The organism is Streptomyces sp. NPDC041129 (genome assembly GCF_055592265.1).
The window spans coordinates 60,093-80,958 of the sequence record NZ_JBVIYV010000011.1; the positions used below are offsets into that span (position 1 = coordinate 60,093).

Genomic DNA, 20,866 nt, shown 5'->3' on the forward strand with positions numbered 1-20,866 from the left:
CCGCGGCGAACGGGCGTACGAACCGGCTCGGTGCCGGTCGGGAGGTGCCGGTCAGTTCGGGAGCGGGTAGCTCACGACCTGGTCGAAGCCCTCGGGCCGGGCGCCCTCGTAGGTGAGGGTGATCCGGGTGAACCGATCGACGCCCGGGTGCTTCTTCCACGGGGCCGGGCTGTCCAGCCGCACCGTCACCCGGTACGAGTGGAACTTGCCGGCCGCGCAGTACGGCTTGCAGTCGTTGACCGCGTTCAGCCCCTCGGCCACGGCCGCCTGGGAGCCCCACTTGGTCCAGTTCAGGCCCATCAGGCGACTGTTGCCGTCGCCGCAGGCCAGGATGTAGTCGGCCGGGCGGACATTGAGCTTGAAGGAGCAGTCGACCAGCACCGGCTGTGACGACCCGGCCTGCGTGGCCGACGTGTCCGGCGGACTCGCGGAGGCCGTCGTCATGGCCGCCGTGAGCATGACTCCCGCCGCGAGCGTGACTGCCGTTCCCACGAATGATCCGCGCATGGCCGCTCCCACTGCCGTTCCGTGTCCGACCGCGTGCACATCGACGCTACGACCGTACGCCCGGATGTACCAATCGCGCAGGTCGCGCCGCGTGTCCGCGGGACGGACGGTCGTTCGGCGTCAGGTTTGGACCGAACACGTCAAGCGCGTCAGCACACGCCCTCGTCCTGCCAGGGACCCCACTCCGAGGCGCCGGGCACCTCGTTCTGGGTCCACCACTTGGCCTTCCAGTTGTGCTTGCCGTACGAGACCTCGTTGTCCTTGGTGTACACCGCCGTCGAGTTCCAGGCGGCCTTGCAGGAGGTACCCGGGGACGGCGTGGGGGTCGGGGTCGGGGTGGGCGTCGTGGTGGGCGGTGTGACGCCCGCGAACTTCACCGAGTACTTCGCGAAGTCCCAGGAGTTCTGCGCGACGCTCGAGCAAGTGCCCGACGTACGGCCGCCGTTGTCGGCCGGTGTGCACTGGCGGTCGCGGTTCAGGGACCAGAAGGTGAAGCGGTCCATGTGGTGACCGGTGGCGTAGTCCAGCACGGTCTGGAAGTCGGCCTGCGTGAAGTACTCGCCGGTGTCGCTGCGGCCGTTCATGCCGGAGAAGCCCTCGTGGGCGTAGGCGGTCGCCTGGTCCCAGCCGAAGGTCGACTGGAGGATCGAGTTGAAGTTGGTCAGCGCCGTGGTCTGGCTCGCGGCCCCGTTGAAGCCGCCGTCGAACGGCATGATGGAGAAGTTGTTCGGGGTGAACCCCTGCGATTTGGCCTCCAGCAGCATCTGCTTGCCGAACCAGCCGGTGCCGTCCGCCGTGCCGGCGGTGGTCACGGAGACGTACAGTCCCGGGTTGTTCTGCTGGAGGATCTTCGCGGCGCCGATCTCGTTCCTGATCGCGGCGCTGTTCTCGTACTCCGGCTCCTCCAGGTCGAAGTCGATGGCGTGCAGGCCGTACTTGGTGATCACCTGCTGATAGGCCGCGGCCGTGGCGGCCGGGTCCGCGCACGCCTGGCCGAGCTTGGTGCCGCCGTAGCCGCCGATGGATACGGAGACGTCGCCGCCCTTGGCGCGGATGCCGCCGATGACCGACTGGACGGCCGTGTCGGAGGAGACGGGGGAGGTCCCGCCCCAGGTGGGGGAGCAGCCGCCGCCGTTCGGGGCGAGCACGAAGGCGAGCTGGAACGCCTTGAGACCGGTGGCGTCCATGATGGCGGCCGCGTCCGGCGGGTCGTTGTGCAGCGGCATCAGATAGGGGGCCGCGGCGTACCACCGGTCGCTCAGCGCGGTGGTGGCGCCCGAGGCGCTGGTGGTGACGAGGGCGGTGGTGCCCGCGGCGGCCAGTCCGACGGCGGCCGCCGCACCCAGACATGCGCGAAGAGGTCTCACTGCGTGCCTCCAGGGGGTGGGGGTGGGAGTTGCCCAGCGGGGAGTCGCCCCAGCCTCCGGGAGCTGTCGCGGTCACGTCAATGAGTTGGTCTAGTCCAAAGAGGTCTTTGGACTAGACCAGACGAATTCTTTACTCAAGGCGCGGGGTCCGGTGCCCGGCCGTGGCCGGCCGAGCTCAGGCCCCGCTCTTCCGCAGCACGATCTGGGTCTGCGTAGTCTGGCCGACCAGCCGGTCCCGGTCGTCCCGCAGATCGGTCTGCACCACCAGGAGGGTGCCGCCGAGATGCAGCGGGCGGGCCGTGGCGTGGACGTGCCCGGCGGTGACCGCCCGCAGGAAGTTGGTCTTGGACTCCACCGTCGAGGTGCCGGTGGCCCCGGCCGGCAGGTTCAGGTGGGCGCACACGGCGCCGACGCTGTCCGCCAGCGCCATGAGTGCCCCGCCGTGCAGCGCGCCGCCGGCCGTGCAGACCTCCGGGGACCAGGCCAGCCTGCCGGCCGTGCGTTCGGCCGTGGCCTCGTGCAGCTCGATGCCCAGGCCGGCCGCGAACGGCATGGCGGCCAGCAGGTCGGCGGGCCGGGGAGCGGCCGGCTCGGACAGGGACATGGGGTACCGCCTCTCATGGGTGCCGTGCTGCTCCGCACGTCGATCAGGCAGTGTGCCAGCGGTGACCGGCTCGGGCCGGGATCATGGTCGTCATCACGCCAGCCGGCCCCCCTGCCGCCCGGGCGGCCGCCCGGGGCGGGTTTCGCGCCGTCCGTCCCGACTCGTGCTCGATTCCGCACACCCATGGCGGATCGTCCGTCGCCTGGGGCACCCTTGACAGGGTGCGTACGGTTTCGCGAACTTTGAGCATCGGCGCACGGCGGAGATCCGCACACGGCAGCAGCAAATGGCAGGACGCGCCAGGCGCGTCATGGGGGGAGCGGTCGCCCATGCGATCCATGAGCCATGATCCACACACCTCACCGGCCCCGGGCCGTCCCGGCGGGCCACCGGCGGAGCGGGCCGAAGGGCGGTCGAGCTGAGGTGGACATCACCATCCACAGACCCGGGGACCTGACCTCCGCGCTGCGCGGGGCCTGGCACCGGGCGATGGACGAGTCACCCGAGTACGCGAACCCCTTCCTGGCACCGGAGTTCACCGTCGCTGTCGGCCGACACCGTCGCGGCGCGCGGGTCGCGGTACTGCGGGAGGGCGGACAGCCCGTCGGATTCCTCCCGTACGAGCGCGGCCCGTTCGGCACCGGCCGGGCCATCGGGCTCGGACTGTCCGACTGCCAGGCCCTCGTGCACCGGCCCGGAATCACCTGGGACCCCCGAGACCTGCTGCGCGCCTGCGGGCTCAGCATCCTCGAGTTCGACCATCTCGTCCAGGAACAGCGGCCGTTCGCCCCGCACGTCACGGGAACCTTCGCCTCTCCGGTGATCGACGTGAAGCCCGGCGACGGCCCGTACGCCGAGTGGCTGCGCGGGGCCTACCCGGGGCTGGCCAAGACCACCCTGAAGAAGGAGCGCCGGCTGGGGCGGGACATCGGCGCGGTGCGGTTCGAGTTCGACGAGCGCGATCCACGGGTCCTGCGCACCCTCATGCGCTGGAAGTCCGCCCAGTACCGCCGCACCGGGCGCATGGACCGCTTCTCGCGGCCCTGGATCGTCGACCTGGTCGACCACCTCTTCCACGTCCGCGAGGAGCACTTCACCGGAGTGCTCTCCGTCCTCTACGCCGGCGACCGCCCTGTCGCCGCCCACTTCGGCCCGCGCTCAAGCACCGTCCTGGCCGCCTGGTTCACCGCCTACGACCCCGAACTGCACTACTACTCACCCGGGTTGATGATGCACCTGCGGACCGCGGAGGCGGCCGCCCGGCACGGGGTGACCCTTGTCGACCTGGGGCGCGGCGACAAGGAGTACAAGGACTGGCTCAAGACCCGGGAACTGCGGGTGGGGGAGGGCTTCGCGGCGCGCCGGCACCCGGTGGCCGCCGCGCGGCGCCTGTGGCGCCGGCCGGTACGCGGCCTGCGGAACACGGTCCTCGCCCATCCCCGGCTGCGCGAGCCCGCCGACCGGCTGCTGAGAACGGTGGGAGAACTGCGCACCCTCGGCCCACGCCCCTGAGGCCCTCCGCCCCGTGCCGGAAGCGACCGAATGCGGGCGTGCCGGTTTGCCCGCCCCGCCGTCCATGGCGTAGCTCTGCCACCCGTCGGGGCACACGGACGGAAGCGGTGGGTGGTACCGGTGGCACGCATTCTGGTGATCGGCGGCGGCATCGCGGGCACGGCGGCCGCGCTGGGCCTGCGCAGGGCCGGGCACGAGGTCGCCGTCTTCGAGGCGCACCCCGACACCGCCGAGGACATCGGCGCCTTTCTGACCCTCGCGGCGGGCGGCATGCGCGCCCTGGGCCAGATCGACGCCACGGACGCCGTCACCGCCGTCGGTTTTCCGCTGACTTCCCTGCGCCTGCTCGACAGCGAGGGCGGCGAGGTGGCGCGCGCACCGCTCGCCGGTGCCGACGACCCCACGCTGCGCTACCGCTGCCTGCGCCGCGGCGAGCTGAACGCGGCGCTGCAGGCCGAGGCGGTCCGGCGCGGCACGCCCCTGCGCCACGGTGCCCGGCTGGTGTCCGTGGACGACGGCACCGACAGTGTGACCGCGCGCTTCTCCGACGGCACCAGCGCCACCGGAGACCTGCTGATCGGCGCCGACGGCCTGAACTCGGCCGTGCGCCGGCTGGTCGTGGCGCCCGCCGCCCGGCCCCGGTACGCGGGCCAGCGCGTGTACTACGGCTACACGGACGCGGCACCCGCGCCGGGGGTGACCGGCGTCATCACCATGGTGCGCGGCAGCGGAGCCGCGTTCGGGTACGCGGTCTCGCCGGCCGGGGAGACGTACTGGTTCGCCCGGGTCAACCGCGACCCCCGGCCTGCCGGTGACACGGCCGGCCCCACACCCGCCGGTCTGCGCGGCGAGCTGCTGCCGCTGCTGCGCGAGGACGCCACGCCCGCCGGGGACATCGTCGCGGCCTGCGGCGAGACCGTCATGGCCACCGATGCCACCGAGATGCCGCTGGGCACCCCCTGGCACGCGGGCCGCGTCCTGCTCCTCGGCGACGCGGCGCACGCGGCCTCGCCGGCCACCGGCCAGGGCGCCTCCATGGCCATGGAGGACGCCGTCGTCCTCGCCAAGGCACTGCGCGACCTTCCGGACTGGCGGACCGCCTTCACCGTGTACGAGCGCCACCGCCGCCCGCGTGCCGAGCACAACATCACCGTCAGTGGCGCCATCTCGCGCGGTACCCACACCCCGGCGCGCGACGGGGCCGCGGCTCCCGGCGCACCCCGCGAGGACGACACGCTGAACCGCCTGCTGGACTGGGAGACCCCGCTCGACGACGTTCCCCCCACGGAGCGCTGAGCGGGCGCAACCGGACCGGCGAAAGCGGAAGTTCGGCCGGTGGGAGCGCGGGCTATCCTGCCCGCATGGAGATGATCGGCCCGGCCTCGGACGCCCGCCTCGCCCGTACGGCGGCACAGGCGGGAGCCGCCGTGGTCCGCGAGATGTACGGCGGGCGGCTCGACCGCATCGAGAAGTCGGCCGGTGACTTCGCGACGGCGGCCGACCTCGCGGCCGAGAAGATTATCCTCGACGTCCTGCGCGCCGCCCGGCCCGGCGACGCTGTCACGGGCGAGGAGAGCGGCAGCAGCGGTGCCGCGGACACCCGGCGCCGCTGGCTGGTCGACCCGCTGTGCGGCACCCTCAACTACGCCGTGCGGAACATGCTGGTGGGGGTGAACGTGGCCCTGCGGGAAGGCGACGGGATCACCGCGGCCGCGACGGCCGACCCGTTCGGCGGCGAGGTGTTCTGGACCGACGGACACCGCACCCGGGTCCACCGCGACGGTCTGGACGAGGAGGTGGCGCCCTCGCCGGAGTCCCGGCTGGTGGACGTCAACCTCGACCCGCCGTTCCCCAACGCACCCGGCTTCCAGGCGGTCCGGCTGCTGGCCGACCCCGGCTTCGGCCGGCGGTTCCGGCCCCGGGTGGTCTCCACCACCCTCGCGGTCGCCTGGGTGGCCGCCGGCCGCAGGGCCGCGTACGTCACGGACGGCGACCTGCGCGACAGTGTGCACTTCGCCGCCGGGATCGCCCTGTGCCGGGCCGCCGGCTGCACGGTGACCGGCATCCAGGGTCAGCCGCTGCACACCGGCGCCGGCGGCCTGATCGCGGCCGCCGACGACGAAACCCACGCCGCGCTGCTGGAGTTGGTCAAGAACCAGACACCGTAGCGGAGTTGGCGCGCGGGCACGCCAGGTCGCGCGTATTTCAGGTTTTGACTTCCGAAGGCTTGCCGCCCGCTTGGCTCATCACTTAAATCAAAACATGAACTAAGCCATGGGGTCAGTTTCCTGACCTCCGCAGCCGCATGGAGCCACCACATGAGACTGAGATCCCTGGGCATCGCGCTGGCCGCCACGGCCGCGCTGATCGCCCTGCCCACCACCCATCCGCCCGCCGCCGCGGCCGAAACCCCGCTGTCGCAGGGCAAGACGGCCACCGCGTCCTCCGAGGAGAACGCCGGCACCTCCGCCGCCAAGGGCGTCGACGGCGACACCGGCACCCGCTGGTCCTCGGCCGCCACCGACGACCAGTGGTACCAGGTCGACCTGGGGGCCACCGCCACGGTCAGCCAGGTGGTCCTCAACTGGGAGGCCGCCTACGGCAAGGACTACAAGGTCCAGCTGTCCAAGGACGGCAGCACCTGGACCGACCTGAAGTCCGTCACCGGCTCAGACGGCGGCGTCGACACCCTCGACGTCTCCGGACAGGGCCGCTACGTCCGCCTGCTCGGCGTCCACCGCGCCACCCAGTGGGGCTACTCCCTCTGGGAGTTCCAGGTCTACGGCACGGCGAACGGCAGCCAGACCGGCTGTGGCACCGCGAACGCCGCCCAGGGCCGGCCCGCCACCGCGTCCTCCACCGAGAACGCCGGCACCCCCGCCTCCGCCGCCTTCGACGGCGACACCGGCACCCGCTGGTCCAGCCAGGCCACCGACCCGCAGTGGCTCCGTGTGGACCTCGGCTCGGTCCAGGACCTGTGCCGGATCGACCTCGACTGGGAAGCGGCGTACGGCAAGGACTTCCAGCTCCAGGCCTCCGCCGACGGCCAGACCTGGACCACCCTGAAGAGCGTCACCGGCGCGACCGGCGGCACCGCCTCCTACGACGTCAGCGGCACCGGCCGCTACGTCCGGGTCCAAGGCACCGCCCGCGGCACCGGCTACGGCTACTCGCTGTGGGAGGTCGCCGTGCACACCGGCTCCACCGGCGAACCGCCCGTCCAGGGCGGCGGCGACCTCGGCCCCAACGTCATCGTGGTCGACCCCTCCACGCCGAACCTGCAGCAGAAGTTCGACGACGTCTTCAAGCAGCAGGAGTCGAACCAGTTCGGCACCGGCCGCTACCAGTTCCTGCTCAAGCCGGGCACCTACAACGGCATCAACGCCCAGATCGGCTTCTACACCTCGATCTCCGGTCTCGGCATGAACCCCGACGACACCCAGATCAACGGCGACGTCACCGTGGACGCGGGCTGGTTCAACGGCAACGCCACCCAGAACTTCTGGCGTTCGGCGGAGAACCTCGCCATCAGGCCGTCCAACGGAACCGACCGCTGGGCCGTCGCCCAGGCCGCTCCGTTCCGCCGCATCCACGTCCAGGGCGGCCTCAACCTCGCCCCCAACGGCTACGGCTGGGCCTCCGGCGGCTACATCGCCGACTCGAAGATCGACGGCACCGTCGGCCCCTACTCCCAGCAACAGTGGTACACCCGTGACAGCTCCGTCGGCGGCTGGACCAACGGCGTGTGGAACATGACCTTCTCCGGAGTCCAGGGCGCGCCGGCGACCAACTTCGACAACGGCCCGTACACCACCCTCGACACCACACCGGTCTCACGCGAGAAGCCGTTCCTCTACCTGGACGGCTCCGCCTACAAGGTGTTCGTCCCGGCCAAGCGCACCAACGCCCGTGGCGTCTCCTGGCCGGCCAACGCGGGCACCTCCCTGCCGCTCGACCAGTTCTACGTGGTCAAGCCGGGCGCCACCGCCACGACCATCAACGCGGCCCTCGCCCAGGGCCTCAACCTCCTCTTCACCCCCGGCGTCTACCACCTCGACCGGACGATCGACGTCACCCGCGCCGACACCGTGGTCCTCGGCCTCGGCCTCGCCACCCTGGTCCCGGACAACGGTGTCGACGCCATGCACGTCGCCGACGTGGACGGCGTGAAGCTCGCCGGATTCCTCATCGACGCGGGCCCGGTCAACTCCGACACCCTGCTGCGGATCGGCGACCCCGGTGCCGGCGCCGACCACTCCGCCAACCCCACCACCATGCAGGACGTGTTCGTCCGCATCGGCGGCGCCGGACCCGGCCTCGCCACCAACTCCGTCGTGGTCAACAGCGACGACGTCATCGTCGACCACACCTGGATCTGGCGTGCCGACCACGGCAGCGGCACCGGCTGGGACACCAACCGCGCCGACTACGGCCTGCGGGTGGCCGGTGACGACGTCCTCGCCACCGGCCTGTTCGTCGAGCACTTCAACAAGTACGACGTGTACTGGAGCGGAGAGCGCGGCCGCACGATCTTCTTCCAGAACGAGAAGGCGTACGACGCCCCGAACGCCGCCGCCATCACCCACGACGGCATCGTCGGCTACGCGGCCTACAGGGTCGCCGACTCGGTCACCACGCACGAGGCGTGGGGCCTGGGCAGCTACTGCAACTACACGGCCGATCCCACGATCGTCCAGGCGCACGGCTTCCAGGTCCCGGCCACCTCGGGGATCAGGATGCACGACCTGCAGGTGATCTCCCTCGGCGGCAAGGGCCAGTACGCCCACGTCGTCAACAGCACGGGCGCGCCCACCTCGGGGACGGACACCGTCCCCTCCAAGGTGACCTCGTTCCCGTGACACACGCCCCGCTCCCGCGCGTCCGCCCGGCGCGCGGGAGCGGGCTCATTCCCCGGCCGGCGCCAGGTGGGGAGCGCGTCCGCCGCCCGCTGCCCGCCCCGACCGACCGGGCGCCGGCCGAGGCGGTGGAGCGGGTGCGCGACGCGACGGCCCTCGCTCCCGCCGAGCGGTACGACGCGTGGGCGGTGCGGTTCGGCTCCCCGGAGTGAACGGATCCCCGGTCCCCGACGCGGCCGATCCCCCGGCCGGGGCCCTTCCCGGTACCGGCGCGTCCCTGACCGACGCGAGCCGAACTGCGCGGTCCGCGCGCAGCGCCTAGGGTGGCGGGTGCGGGCGGCCGGGTGCCGGCCCGCTCGCGGGTCAAGAAACCGGCCCTCCTCCGAACCCGCTTTCGGCTGGGGGCGGCGACCCCGCCGACGGTCCCCGGGTCCGGGCGCACGTCCGAAGGGCCGGACGCGCGGACGACACTCCGCGTTCCCGGCCCGACTTCACCCCACGGGAAAAGCCGCACGGCTCCCGGCTTCGGACGCCCCGGCCCGGGGACCTCGGTGTGCCGGGCCCCCGCCAGTACCCGCGGGCCCGCGGCGGCTCAACGGGCTGCGCGCCCACCGGGTCCGCAACGCTTCCCCGCCTCCTGACCTGCGCCGGTCTCCCAACGGCGTATCCCAACAGGCGTCCGCCTCGCGCAGCCGGTGTGATGAGAGGGTCCCTACGTCAACCAGTGAGGCAACACACATGCGTATGCGCAGCTTTGCCACGGCGGCGGTTCTCGCGGGCTCCCTCGCGCTGGCCGGCACGACGGCCGCCCACGCGGCCGACCCGGACCCCACGACCGGCACCGCCAGCAACAGCCCGGGCGTCCTCTCGGGCAACGTCACCCAGGTTCCGGTCGACCTCGGCCTCAACCTGTGCGGCGACAGCATCGATGTCATCGGGCTGCTGAACCCGGCCGGTGGGAGCACCTGCACCGCGCAGTGACACCGTGGCGTGCGCCGGCCCCCTCGCGCGGGGGGCCGGCCCACGGCTGTTCAGGACGCCGAGGTGCGGCAGAGCAGCAGACAGACGTCGTCGTCGTGCTCTGAGTCGTGCAGCATCGGCTTCAGCAGCGACTCGGCGGCCGAGTCCAGATCCTCCAGCTCCGCGGCGCCGAGCGTCTCCATGGCCCGGGCCAGCCGGTCGATGCCCGCGTCGATCCCGGCCGCCCGCCTCTCCACGAGGCCGTCCGTGTAGAGCGCCATCGTGGACCCGGCCGGCAGCCGCACGGTGTGTTCCTCGTACTCGTACGCCATGGGCACGCCCAGCATGATCCCCGGCTTGAGGTCCAGGACGCTCACCCTGCCGCCGGGATCCCGGGTGACGGCCGGCGGATGGCCGGCCGCGGCCCACACCACGGCCGGATCGCCCGGGGTGAAACGCGCGATGGCGCAGGTCGCGTACAGCTCCGGCTGCTGGTGGCCCAGCATCCGGTGCAGCAGGGTGAGGATGCGGGCGGGGCCGTTGCCCTCGACGGCGTACGCGCGCAGGGCGGTGCGCAGCTGCCCCATGATCACCGCCGCGCGCAGCCCGTGCCCCGTGACGTCCCCTATCACCGCGAGGACGCTGCCGTCGGGCTGCGGGAACGCGTCGTACCAGTCGCCGCCGATGTTCAGGCCGCGGGTCGCCGGCAGATAGCGCGCGGCCAGTGACACGCCCCGGACGTCGGGCAGGTCGGTGAGCTGGGCGCGCTGCAGCGCCTCGGCCACGTCCCGGTGCTGCTCGTACTGACGGGCGTTGTCCAGCGCGATGCCCGCCCGCCGGCCAAGCTCCAGCAGCATCACGGTGGTGTCCGGGTCGAACCGGTCGCCCGGCGCGGTCAGCGTCAGCACGCCCTGCACGGTGCGCGCGCCGAGCGGGATGCACAGCAGCGGCCGGTCGGGGGAGAGGGCCGAGGGCGGCAGGTCGTCCACGCCGGGCAGCTCGCCGGGGTGCCGGGCCGCGTGCTGCGGGCGGCCCGTACGGGCCGCGGTGAGGGTGGCGGCCGCCCGGTCGTCCCTGGGTGTGCGCTCATCGTCGGCGAGCCATACGTCGACGTCGGCGGCGTACTCCGGGACGAGCAGATCGGGCAGCCTGCGCAGGATGTCGTCGTGCTCCAGGGAGGCGTTCAGGGCGGCGCTCGCGTTCGCCAGGAAGGTCAGCAGCCGCCGGGCGTTCTCCGCCGTGGTGCGTGCCGCCCGTTCCGCGTCCAGCAGTTCGTGCTGCGCCAGCGCGGCCGCCTCCAGCTCGGCGTGCAGCGCCAGCACCCCCTGGTTGGTCTGGTGCAGCTCGTCCCGGTGGAAACGGACCATCTCCTCCGTCTCGGTGAGGCTGTCCAGTACCGCGTCCGCGTCCGCGTCGGCGTCCAGCAGTGCCTCGGCGAGCCGTGTGCCGTCCAGCTCGGCGGGCGTGGGCAGCGGCGAAGCCACCGGACGGGGGCAGTTCAGGGTGCGCCGCCACGCGCCGGACCGGCCGGGCCGCCGTACCGCGATGTGCAACTGCCCGGAGCCGTCGGAGCGGACGGCGACCTCGGCACCGCCCTCGCCGAGACAGCGGCGCAGCCGCGCGGTGAACGCGGTCAGGAACCGGGCGCGGTCGAGCGCGGGCAGGCCGGCCTCCGCCGTGAGCCGCCCGAGCGCGGCCCGGGCGCGGGCCGCGTCGGCGGTCGAGTCGATGGTCCAGAGGTCACGGGCGGCTGTCATGGGAGCTGGTCCGGCGGTCGGGGGCCAGTACGGCCACACTGGTGTCGTCGCGTACGGGTCGGGCGGGGCTGCTCGCGTCGCGCAGGATCGTCGCGGCCACCACCGACGGGTCACGGGTGAGCAGCCCGGGGTCGCCGGGCGGCGACCAGCGGCTCGGCAGCCCGTCGCTGTGCACGACGAGCAGGCTGTCCGCGTGCCACGGCATCTTCCGCAGCGGAACCCGCGCCGGGAAGTACGCCCCGACGATGCCCGGATGGGAGATCAGGGAGGTCCAGGTGTCTCCCGTGCGCAGCCGGGCGCCGGCGTTGCCCACCCCGGCGAAGCGCAGTTCCCGCCGCTCGGTGTCCACCTGCGCCACCACGGCGGCCACGCCCCGGGTGCGCCGCAGGGCGGTGTGCAGGCGCCGCAGGATCTCCTCCGGTGACAGACGCGCACTGCCGCGCAGCTCCTCCACCGCCGCGGTGGAGGCGTGGGCGGCCTTGGCGCCGTGCCCGAGTCCGTCGGCCAGGAGCAGCGTCAGCAGGGAGCCGGAGCGTGCCCAGCCCCACGAGTCCCCGGAGTGCTCCGCCTGGTCGAGCGCGACGTTGATCCCGCCCACCGGGACCTCCGGCGCGGACCCGTCGGCGCGGTCGGCCTCGTGGTCGACGCGGGCCGCCGCCACCGTTCCCCGGCCCGGGACGCTGTGCAGGTGGAAGGCGTTCGCGAGCCGGCGGCAACTGCCCAGGCCCGCACCGAGGGACCCCTCGGCGGTGCTGAAACCGTCCCGCAGGGCCGTGCCGACGTCAGCGATGCCCGGCCCCTGGTCGAGCGAGCACAACTGCACCGACGGCGCGCCGCCGTCCGGGCCGTCCACCAGGTTCAGCACCATGCGGCCTTCGGCGGCGTGCTTGAGCAGATTGGTCGCCAGCTCGGTGGCGACCAGCGCGGCCGCCGCGGTGCGCTCCTGACCGAGGCCCGCGACGGCGCTCGCGGCCTCGGCCGCGACCCGGACGTCCCGGACCCGTGTCGAGTCGTGCACCGGGATCTCCCACACGCGGCCCATCACAACCCCGTCCTGGACGGCGGCACCGGAGTCACCCAGGCTACGGCCGTCACCTTGGTGCCACGGCCGGGCGCGGTGTCCACGGCGAACTCCTGCACGAGCCGCTTGGCACCACTGAGTCCCAGACCCAGGCCGCCGCCGGAGGTGTAGCCGTCGGTCATCGCCAGGTCCAGGTCCCGGATGCCCGGGCCCTCGTCGGTGAAGCGCATCCGCAGCCCCGGGACGCCACCGCGGTCCAGCGGGGTGATCTCCGCCTGCCCGCCGCCGCCGTGCACCAGCGTGTTGCGGGCCAGTTCACTGGCCGCGGTCACCAGTTTGGTCTGCTGCACCAGGCCGAAGCCGAGCTGCGCCGCGTACTGCCGCACCTGCTGCCGGACGTAGGCCAGATCCCCGTCCGAGCCGATGGGCAGGCAGGTCGGGCAGGCCTGCCCGGACGACGCCGGCATCACTTCTCCTCCGGCGACAGCAGTTCCATGGCGCGGTCGACATCGAGAGTGGTGGTCAGACCGGGCAGCGTGAGCCCCAGTTCGACCAGGGTGATCGCCACCGCCGGGCGCATGCCGGCCAGCACCGTCCGGGCCGCCAGCAGCCGGGCCGTCGACGCGATCTCCGCGAGCACCCGGCCGAGGAAGGAGTCCACGATGTCGACACCGGAGATGTCGATCACCACACCGGTCACCTTGCTGGTGGCGATGCGGCTGGAGATGTCGTGCTGGAGCCGTTCGGCCATGCCGTCGTGCAACTCGCCCTGCAGCGAGACCAGCAGGATGTCGCCCAGCGCCAGCACGGGCACCTGTGCCTGACCGGAAAAGGGCTGGATCACCGCGCGGCCGTCCCGGCGTCCGTGCGGGTGGAGACCTCGATGCCCTGCCGGCCGAGCGCGTAGGCGAGCGCGTCGGCCAGCGAGGCGCGGGTGAGCACCGACCCAAGGTCGATGCCGAGCTGCACGATGGTCTGCGCGATCGCCGGCCGGATGCCGGAGACGATGCACTCCGCCCCCATCAGCCGTGCGGCGGCCACCGTCTTCATCAGGTGCTGCGCGACCAGCGAGTCCACCGTGGGCACACCGGTGATGTCCAGGATGGCGTACCGGGCGCGCTGTTCGACGATCGCCTCCAGCAGGGACTCCATGACCACCTGGCTGCGCGCGCTGTCCAGGGTGCCGATCAGCGGCACGGCGACGGTGCCCTCCCACAACTGGATCACGGGCGTGGCCACCTCGAGCAGTTGCTGCCGCTGCCGGTGGATCAGGTCCTCACCCGCGTGCAGTGCCGTCTCCATCACCACCAGACGCAGGGTGCCCATGATCAGGGTCAGGGCGAGCACCCCTTCCCGCGCCTCGGGGCCGGCCGGGTCGGGGAACTCCTCACGCAGCAGCTCCGTCGCCGGGCGGCGCAGCGCGGCCACCTCCTCGGAGATCTGCGCCGGGCTCGATCCCGTACGGGACCGGGTCGCGGCCATCCGTCCCAGCTGCTCGCGCACCGTGCCGAAACCGGGAGCGTCGATGTCCTCGAACCGGCCGCTCATCGCCACGTCCGAGAGCGCGTCCAGCACGGCCTTGCACGCCTCGACCGCTTCGTCGCGGGAGACGGTGAACACCGAGCGGAACAGGGGGGCGTCCGCCCAGCGCTGCGCGATCTGCTCCTGACGCCGCTCCAGAAAGGCGCTCACCACACGAGACGCCGACTCGGCCGCTTCCTGCTCCGGCACGTACATCCTCTCCCTTCCACACGGCCCGGACCGCCCCCGTCCGGCCGGATCCGGGCCGATGGCCTCCATACGACAGACAACAGGGGCCCGCGCCGACGAGCGGCCGAACCCCGGACGGCCCGGCAGCCGAAGCCGCCGGGCCGGTGTCGGAGGCCGTCTACCCACGATCAGGGAGACATCTCCGCACTGTTAGACACGTCACTCGCGCGTGCGACGGATCAGATCGCCCCGCCGCCGCCCGGGCCGCCCATCTCGCCGCGCCACGCCCCGGTCTCCCGGCCGCCGCGCTGCTCGATGAAGTCCTTGAACCGGTGCAGATCCCCCGAGACCCGCCGCTTGACGACACCGAGCTTGTCGCCGACCGTCTCGGTTAGGCCCTCGGGCTCGAACTCCAGTTGCAGCATGACCTTCGTGGTGGAGTCGTCGATGCGGTGGAAGGTGACGACGCCGGCCTGCTTCGCCTCGCCGTCCACGGTGGTCCAGGCGACCCGCTCGTCAGGCCGCTGCTCGGTGATCGCCGCGTCGAACTCCCGCCGAACCCCGCCGACGTTGGTCACCCAGTGGGTGAGGGAGTCGGTGCGCTGCTCGATGCGCTCCACCCCCTCCATGAACTCCGGGAACGTCTCGAACTGGGTCCACTGGTTGTAGGCGGTGCGCACCGGGACGCCGACCCGCACGGATTCCTCGACCTGCGACATAAAGGAACACCTCTCGTTCTCGTCGGCTGTACGAGTAGCGGGTTCCTGATTGCCGCCAGGTCATGCACACGATCCCGCGAACGAGTGACAGAGGGCGGGCGGCGGGGAGGCGGGCGGCGCCCGTCAATCCCCTGCCGGGGCCGGGGCATCCCGGGTGCCAGCGACCGGCTCGCGCCGCTCCCCCGACTCGCGGCCGGCGCGCCGGCGGCGCAGCAGCAGGCGTCTCGCGGGCCGTTCCACCGCCTCGTACAGCACCCAGGACAGCGCGAGCGACACGGTGAACGCGACCGCCGTCACCGCCAGGCCCGCGAGCAGGCCGAAGTGCGGTTTCGTGCCCAGCAGTTGGGTGCCGGTGCGCAGGACCAGCAGGTGGATCATGTAGAAGGCGAACGACAGCTCCCCGAGCCGTACCAGCCGCCGGCGCCGCCACAGCGACGGCAGGCCACGCAGGTCCGCGACGGCCGCCGCCGGGATGAGCAGGGTGAACCCGGCGAGGGTGCACACGGTGGTGGAGTAGCCGGGCGTCACCTGGGGCACCAGGAAGTAGCCGATGACGGCCAGCGCGAGCGAGGCCTCGAGTCCGGGCCCGCGCCACCGGCCGAGCAGCACCAGCCGGGCCGTGACGGCGCCGAGCACGAACTCGGGGAGGCGGGCGGCGGGCAGCGAGTACAGGGCCTGCTCCGTCCAGTGGTGGGCGTCCGCCCGGGCCAGGACCAGCACGGCCACCACCGACAGCACGCCCAGCACCGCCGTGCCCCGGGCGCCCAGCCGGCGCAGCAGCAGGAACAGCAGCGGGAAGGCCGCGTAGAAGAACGCCTCGCAGGCCAGCGACCAGCTCACCGGGTTCAGCGTCTGCCACCAGGGACGCCACCACGAGTGCACCAGCAGCAGGTTGGACAGCGCCTGATCCGGGGTCGGTCTCGTCTGGTGGGGCAGCGCGTAGGCCATGAGCAGGGCGATGCCCAGGGTGACCAGGTGCACCGGGTAGACGCGCGCGGTCCGCCGCCGCCAGAAGGCCGTCGCGCGGTCGTGGGGCCGCGCGGACCACGTCAGTACGAAACCGGACAGCACGAAGAAGAACGACACGCCCGTGGCGCCCGCCCCGAAGCCCCACAGGACGATACGGCCGGCCTCGCCGCCGAAGTATCCGAAGTTGTTCACGTGCAGTCCGAAGACCAGCAGTGCCGCTACCCAGCGCAGGCCGGTCAGGGACGGCAGGGCGGGCCGGGCGGCCGGCGGGGCGGAGCCAGCCCCGGCCTCGCCGGTTCGTGTGGGCGGCGTCCGGGTCGTCCGGGTCGTCGCCGTGGTCATCACATCACCTGCCGCGGGAGGGTTGCGTGGGGCATAAAGGGGAACATTGCCCGTTCGCCCCTTTGCATTCACATCACGTTGCAAACATCACACGGCTGCCGAACGAATCGGGCCGCCGTATGCCACGGACAGCCGCCCCCGGGCATCCTTACGAGTGAAAAGCCCGTGTCCCCGCGAAGCCACCCCCGCCGGTCCGACGGCGGCACCGTGACCGGCGCGCCCGGCGACTCGCGGCCGGCTGACGGCAACGAACAACGCCGGTACGTGAGTTGACGTCCAGGCCGTGCGGCAGGCGACGCGGTGGCGGGTGCGGTTGCTACGGCGGTCCTCCGCGCCGGTTTCTTCCGGGCGCGGGTGCCGGCGTCGCACCGGCCCGTGGCTCACAGCGGCGGAGAGGGCAGGATTCGAACCTGCGTGGACCCCTGGCGGGGCCCGACCTCGAGACGTGCTCATGGTCCCCGATCAACCACTCCGGGCACCTCTCCCTGTTCCCGGCCCGGTCTCCCGTGCCGTTCACACGCATCACAGTGGCAGGGGCCGCTGACCGTGCCCTGACGTTCCGCTGACGGCGATCGCTCCGCGCTCACCCGTCCGGAGGACCCGTCGGGCTCGGCGTGCCGCCCGGTGGACCGTACGGCCACATGATGCGTTCACACGAGGTCTCCGGTGACGCCGGGCGAAGCCACGCGCAGGCGAACACCGGGCATCGGCAAGAGGCCAGAATTGCATCGTTCGTTTTATTGAACCGTTCGTGTTTACAGGGGTAGGTTCGGCCCATGACCGCATCCGGTACTCCGACCACCGCCGAGGAGCTGCGCGGTGCCGGCCTGCGCGTGACGGCGGCCCGTGTCGCGCTGCTGGAGACAGTCCGGGACGGTGACCACCTCGGCGTCGAGGCGATCGCTTCCGGGGTCCGCGACCGTGTGGGCCACATTTCCCTGCAAGCCGTCTACGAGGCACTGCACGCGCTGACCGCGGCGGGCCTCATACGGCGGATCGAGCCGGCCGGCAGCCCCGCCCGGTTCGAAGGCCGTGTCGGCGACAACCACCACCACATCGTCTGCCGGTCGTGCGGTGCCCTCGCCGACGTCGACTGCGCGGTCGGCGAGGCGCCCTGCCTGACCGCGTCCGACGACCGCGGCTTCTCCATCGACGAGGCCGAGGTCGTCTACTGGGGCACCTGCCCCGGCTGTTCCACCGGCCGCATTTCCTGAGTTCCTGAGTTCCTGAGCACAGAGTTCCGTTCCGTTCGGAAGGATTGCCATGACTGAGAACCACGACGCGATCGTCACTGACGCGAAGTCGGAGGAGGCGAGCGGCGGCTGCCCGGTCGCGCACGGGCGAGCCCTGCACCCGACCCAGGGTGGTGGCAACCGTCAATGGTGGCCGGAGCGGCTCAACCTGAAGATCCTTGCCAAGAACCCGGCCGTCGCCAATCCGCTGGGCGCGGACTTCGACTACGCCGAGGCGTTCAAGTCCCTGGATCTCCCGGCGGTGAAGCAGGACATCGCCGAGGTGCTCACCACTTCCCAGGACTGGTGGCCGGCCGACTTCGGCCACTACGGCCCCTTCATCATCCGGATGGCCTGGCACAGTGCGGGCACCTACCGCATCAGCGACGGCCGTGGCGGCGCCGGCGCCGGCCAGCAGCGCTTCGCCCCGCTGAACAGCTGGCCGGACAACGCCAACCTGGACAAGGCCCGCCGGCTGCTGTGGCCGGTCAAGAAGAAGTACGGGCAGAGCCTGTCCTGGGCCGACCTGCTGGTCCTCGCCGGCAACGTCGCCCTGGAGTCCATGGGCTTCGAGACCTTCGGCTTCGCCGGCGGCCGCGAGGACGTCTGGGAGCCGGAGGAGGACGTCTACTGGGGTCCCGAGACCACCTGGCTGGACGACAAGCGCTACACCGGTGACCGTGAGCTGGAGAACCCGCTCGGCGCCGTCCAGATGGGCCTGATCTACGTCAACCCGGAGGGCCCCAACGGCAACCCGGACCCGATCGCCGCGGCCCGCGACATCCGTGAGACGTTCCGCCGCATGGCGATGAACGACGAGGAGACCGTCGCCCTGATCGCCGGCGGCCACACCTTCGGCAAGACCCACGGCGCCGGCCCCGCCGACCACGTCGGCCCCGACCCGGAGGCCGCCGGCTTCGAGGAGCAGGGCCTTGGCTGGCGGAGCTCCTACGGCACCGGCAAGGGCGCCGACGCCATCACCTCCGGCCTCGAGGTCACCTGGACCACCACGCCCACCCAGTGGAGCAACGGCTTCTTCGACAACCTCTTCGGCTACGAGTGGGAGCTCACCGAGTCCCCGGCCGGCGCCAAGCAGTGGAAGCCGAAGGACGGCGCGGGCGAGGGCACCGTCCCGCACGCCCACGACTCCTCGAAGAAGATCGCCCCGTCGATGCTCACCACCGACCTGGCGCTGCGCCTCGACCCGATCTACGAGCCGATCTCCCGCCGCTTCCACGAGAACCCGCAGGAGTTCGCGGACGCCTTCGCCCGCGCCTGGTACAAGCTGACCCACCGCGACATGGGCCCGAAGTCGCTCTACCTCGGCCCGGAGGTTCCCGAGGAGACCCTGCTCTGGCAGGACCCGCTGCCGGAGCGCGAGGGCGACCTGATCGACGACGCGGACATCGCGGCCCTCAAGACCAAGCTGCTCGACTCGGGCCTGACCGTCTCCCAGCTCGTCACCACCGCCTGGGCGTCCGCCTCCACCTTCCGCGGCAGCGACAAGCGCGGCGGGGCCAACGGCGCCCGCATCCGCCTCGAGCCGCAGCGCGGCTGGGAGGTCAACCAGCCGGACCAGCTCGCGCTGGTGCTGCGCACCCTGGAGAGCGTCCAGCAGGAGTTCAACGCCTCCTCCGGCGCCAAGCGGGTCTCCCTCGCCGACCTGATCGTCCTCGGCGGTGTCGCGGCCGTGGAGAAGGCCGCGAAGGAGGGCGGGTTCCAGGTCGAGGTGCCGTTCACGCCGGGCCGGGTCGACGCCGGTGAGGAGCACACCGACGTCGAGTCCTTCGAGGCGCTGGAGCCGACCGCGGACGGCTTCCGCAATTACCTCGGCAAGGGCAACCGCCTGCCGGCCGAGTTCCTGCTGCTGGACCGGGCCAACCTGCTGACGCTGAGCGCCCCGGAGACGACCGTCCTGGTCGGCGGCCTGCGGGTGCTGGGCGTGGGCCCCGAGGGGTCGCAGCTCGGCGTCCTCACCAGCACGCCCGGATCCCTGACGAACGACTTCTTCGTCAACCTGCTCGACCTGGGCACGACGTGGTCGGCGACCACCGAGGACCAGACCACCTTCGAGGGCAGGGACGCCGCCACGGGCGAGGTGAAGTGGGCCGGCAGCCGCGCCGACCTGGTCTTCGGCTCGAACTCCGAGCTGCGCGCGCTCGCCGAGGTCTACGCGGGCGACGACGCGAAGGAGAAGTTCGTGAAGGACTTCGTCGCCGCCTGGGACAAGGTCATGAACCTCGACCGGTTCGACGTGGCCTGACCGACCCGTCGGAGGGCGTCCGGCCCGGCCCGCGCGGGCCGGGCCGGACGCCCTCCGCGTGCACCTGCGCGCTGCCGTGCCCTGCCCGCGCCGCCCGGACGTACCGGCGACGAAGACCGTCGCCGGTACTGCGGTCGCGGCGGTCGGGGTGCACGATGGTGAGGTGGCGATCCGGATCCCGATCCGGATCCTCCGGACGCCGAGCGGGCCCGCGCGTCCCGGCACGCGGCCGCCGGCAGGCGAGAGGAGGCGGCGGCCGATGACTCGGACACCTCCCATGACGGTGACACGGGACCGGCTGTGGCGCTGGCGGCGCAACCCGTTGCGCAGGCACAGCGACATCGTCGAGGGCTGGGTCGTGCTCGCCACCTGGATCCTCGCCCTGCTGGGCGCGGCCCTCGGCGGCTGGGCGGGGGCTCACTCCGTGGACTCGACGCTGACCGCACGGCGGGCCGAGGTGCACGCCGTCTCCGCGGTCCTCACCGACGGCGCGGTGAAGACACCGGCCGCCGGCAGCGGATACGACGACGGCCGGGTCTGGGCCACGGCCCGCTGGACGGGCCCGGACGGCAAGGTGCACATGGACCGGACGAAGGTCCTGCCGGGCGCTCCGGCCGGAACCCAGGTCACGGTGTGGACGGACCGCGCGGGCCGCGCGGTGCCCGCGCCCGCCTCCACGTCCGAGGCCATGCTGCAGACGGTCCTCACCGGCGCCCTGATCGCCCAGGTCACCGGCACGACGGTCTGGGCCGGCGGCTGGCTGGTCCGCAACGCGCTGGTGCGGCGCAGGCTGGCCGAATGGGACGAGGAGTGGAAGCGCGTCGGACCCGAGTGGCGCAACTTCAGCGGCGGCCGCGGCTGACCGCTGCTGCCCGTCCGCGCAGCACCCGTCCGCTCCCGCTGGTCCGCGCCTCGTCCCGTCCGCTCCTGCTGAGCCGCGTCGCGCCGCGTCCGCGCCTCATCCGACCGCCCTGACCGTCGGCGTCGCGCTCCGTTGGCTCCTGCTGGTCCGCGTCTCACCTCGTTCGCGTCTCACACGACCGCTCC

At 72.5% G+C, this 20,866-nt stretch carries 19 protein-coding genes and 1 pseudogene; 9 read left to right on the forward strand and 11 right to left on the reverse strand.

The annotated features are described in order from the left end of the window. Nucleotides 1-51: 51 nt before the first annotated feature. The 3 genes from ACZ6B1_RS29115 to ACZ6B1_RS29125 all read right to left on the reverse strand — a co-directional run bounded on the left by ACZ6B1_RS29115 (nt 52) and on the right by ACZ6B1_RS29125 (nt 2,478). Complete coding sequence (locus ACZ6B1_RS29115) at nt 52-507, reverse strand: hypothetical protein (RefSeq protein WP_468783164.1); 456 nt, start codon at nt 505-507, stop codon at nt 52-54. Nucleotides 508-656: 149 nt separating this feature from the next. Continuing rightward, nucleotides 657-1,874, reverse strand: a complete 1,218-nt coding sequence (locus ACZ6B1_RS29120; protein WP_468783165.1) for a chitinase — start codon at nt 1,872-1,874, stop codon at nt 657-659. Nucleotides 1,875-2,049: 175 nt separating this feature from the next. Then, nucleotides 2,050-2,478: a PaaI family thioesterase gene (locus ACZ6B1_RS29125; protein ID WP_468783166.1), complete on the reverse strand. Its 429-nt coding sequence runs from the start codon at nt 2,476-2,478 to the stop codon at nt 2,050-2,052. Between the two features lie 423 nt (nt 2,479-2,901). Between ACZ6B1_RS29125 and ACZ6B1_RS29130 the strand changes: the two genes are divergently transcribed. The 6 genes from ACZ6B1_RS29130 (at nt 2,902) to ACZ6B1_RS29155 (ending at nt 9,827) form a co-directional block, all read left to right on the forward strand. Next, nucleotides 2,902-3,990: a GNAT family N-acetyltransferase gene (locus tag ACZ6B1_RS29130; RefSeq protein WP_468783167.1), complete on the forward strand. Its 1,089-nt coding sequence runs from the start codon at nt 2,902-2,904 to the stop codon at nt 3,988-3,990. Between the two features lie 120 nt (nt 3,991-4,110). Further along, complete coding sequence (locus ACZ6B1_RS29135) at nt 4,111-5,286, forward strand: FAD-dependent oxidoreductase (protein ID WP_468783168.1); 1,176 nt, start codon at nt 4,111-4,113, stop codon at nt 5,284-5,286. A 65-nt stretch (nt 5,287-5,351) separates the two neighbouring features. Further along, complete coding sequence (locus tag ACZ6B1_RS29140) at nt 5,352-6,158, forward strand: inositol monophosphatase family protein (RefSeq protein WP_468783169.1); 807 nt, start codon at nt 5,352-5,354, stop codon at nt 6,156-6,158. 150 nt (nt 6,159-6,308) lie between these two features. Further along, nucleotides 6,309-8,849 (forward strand): discoidin domain-containing protein, encoded by a 2,541-nt coding sequence (locus tag ACZ6B1_RS29145; RefSeq protein WP_468783170.1) that lies wholly within the window; start codon nt 6,309-6,311, stop codon nt 8,847-8,849. Further along, nucleotides 8,846-9,058 carry a hypothetical protein gene (locus ACZ6B1_RS29150; protein ID WP_468783171.1) on the forward strand — a complete coding sequence of 71 codons (213 nt, stop codon included), beginning with the start codon at nt 8,846-8,848 and terminating at the stop codon, nt 9,056-9,058. The genes ACZ6B1_RS29145 and ACZ6B1_RS29150 overlap by 4 nt, the downstream gene beginning before the upstream one ends. A gap of 532 nt (nt 9,059-9,590) precedes the next feature. Further along, entirely contained in the window at nt 9,591-9,827 is a 237-nt protein-coding gene (locus ACZ6B1_RS29155) for a chaplin (RefSeq protein ID WP_358933916.1), read from the forward strand. A gap of 50 nt (nt 9,828-9,877) precedes the next feature. Here ACZ6B1_RS29155 and ACZ6B1_RS29160 read toward each other — a convergent pair whose 3' ends face one another. The 8 genes and pseudogenes from ACZ6B1_RS29160 to ACZ6B1_RS29195 form a co-directional block, all read right to left on the reverse strand. Then, a complete protein-coding gene (locus ACZ6B1_RS29160) occupies nt 9,878-11,563 on the reverse strand; it encodes a PP2C family protein-serine/threonine phosphatase (protein ID WP_468783172.1) in 1,686 nt (561 codons plus the stop codon). Further along, the gene (locus ACZ6B1_RS29165) at nt 11,547-12,605 is read right to left on the reverse strand and encodes a SpoIIE family protein phosphatase (RefSeq protein WP_468783173.1); all 1,059 of its coding nucleotides are present in this window, start codon (nt 12,603-12,605) and stop codon (nt 11,547-11,549) included. Before ACZ6B1_RS29165 ends, ACZ6B1_RS29160 begins: the two co-directional genes overlap by 17 nt. Beyond that, nucleotides 12,605-13,051: an anti-sigma regulatory factor gene (locus ACZ6B1_RS29170; protein WP_468783174.1), complete on the reverse strand. Its 447-nt coding sequence runs from the start codon at nt 13,049-13,051 to the stop codon at nt 12,605-12,607. The genes ACZ6B1_RS29165 and ACZ6B1_RS29170 overlap by 1 nt, the downstream gene beginning before the upstream one ends. Beyond that, nucleotides 13,051-13,428, reverse strand: a complete 378-nt coding sequence (locus ACZ6B1_RS29175) for an STAS domain-containing protein (protein WP_468783175.1) — start codon at nt 13,426-13,428, stop codon at nt 13,051-13,053. Before ACZ6B1_RS29175 ends, ACZ6B1_RS29170 begins: the two co-directional genes overlap by 1 nt. Continuing rightward, entirely contained in the window at nt 13,425-14,321 is an 897-nt protein-coding gene (locus ACZ6B1_RS29180) for an STAS domain-containing protein (RefSeq protein WP_468783176.1), read from the reverse strand. The genes ACZ6B1_RS29175 and ACZ6B1_RS29180 overlap by 4 nt, the downstream gene beginning before the upstream one ends. A gap of 212 nt (nt 14,322-14,533) precedes the next feature. Next, nucleotides 14,534-15,013, reverse strand: coding sequence for an SRPBCC family protein (locus ACZ6B1_RS29185; protein ID WP_468783178.1), 480 nt, complete (start codon nt 15,011-15,013; stop codon nt 14,534-14,536). A gap of 123 nt (nt 15,014-15,136) precedes the next feature. Next, on the reverse strand, nt 15,137-16,324 hold the full coding sequence (locus ACZ6B1_RS29190) for an acyltransferase family protein (protein ID WP_468783180.1): 1,188 nt from the start codon (nt 16,322-16,324) through the stop codon (nt 15,137-15,139). Between the two features lie 389 nt (nt 16,325-16,713). Continuing rightward, nucleotides 16,714-16,809 (reverse strand): annotated as a pseudogene (locus ACZ6B1_RS29195). Nucleotides 16,810-17,100: 291 nt separating this feature from the next. Here ACZ6B1_RS29195 and ACZ6B1_RS29200 point away from each other — a divergent pair. From ACZ6B1_RS29200 to ACZ6B1_RS29210, 3 genes are all read left to right on the forward strand, one after another. Then, the gene (locus ACZ6B1_RS29200) at nt 17,101-17,538 is read left to right on the forward strand and encodes a Fur family transcriptional regulator (protein ID WP_468783182.1); all 438 of its coding nucleotides are present in this window, start codon (nt 17,101-17,103) and stop codon (nt 17,536-17,538) included. A gap of 49 nt (nt 17,539-17,587) precedes the next feature. Continuing rightward, nucleotides 17,588-19,819, forward strand: coding sequence for a catalase/peroxidase HPI (gene katG, locus ACZ6B1_RS29205; protein WP_468783184.1), 2,232 nt, complete (start codon nt 17,588-17,590; stop codon nt 19,817-19,819). A gap of 259 nt (nt 19,820-20,078) precedes the next feature. Further along, a complete protein-coding gene (locus ACZ6B1_RS29210) occupies nt 20,079-20,681 on the forward strand; it encodes an Rv1733c family protein (protein ID WP_468783186.1) in 603 nt (200 codons plus the stop codon). Nucleotides 20,682-20,866: the final 185 nt, after the last annotated feature.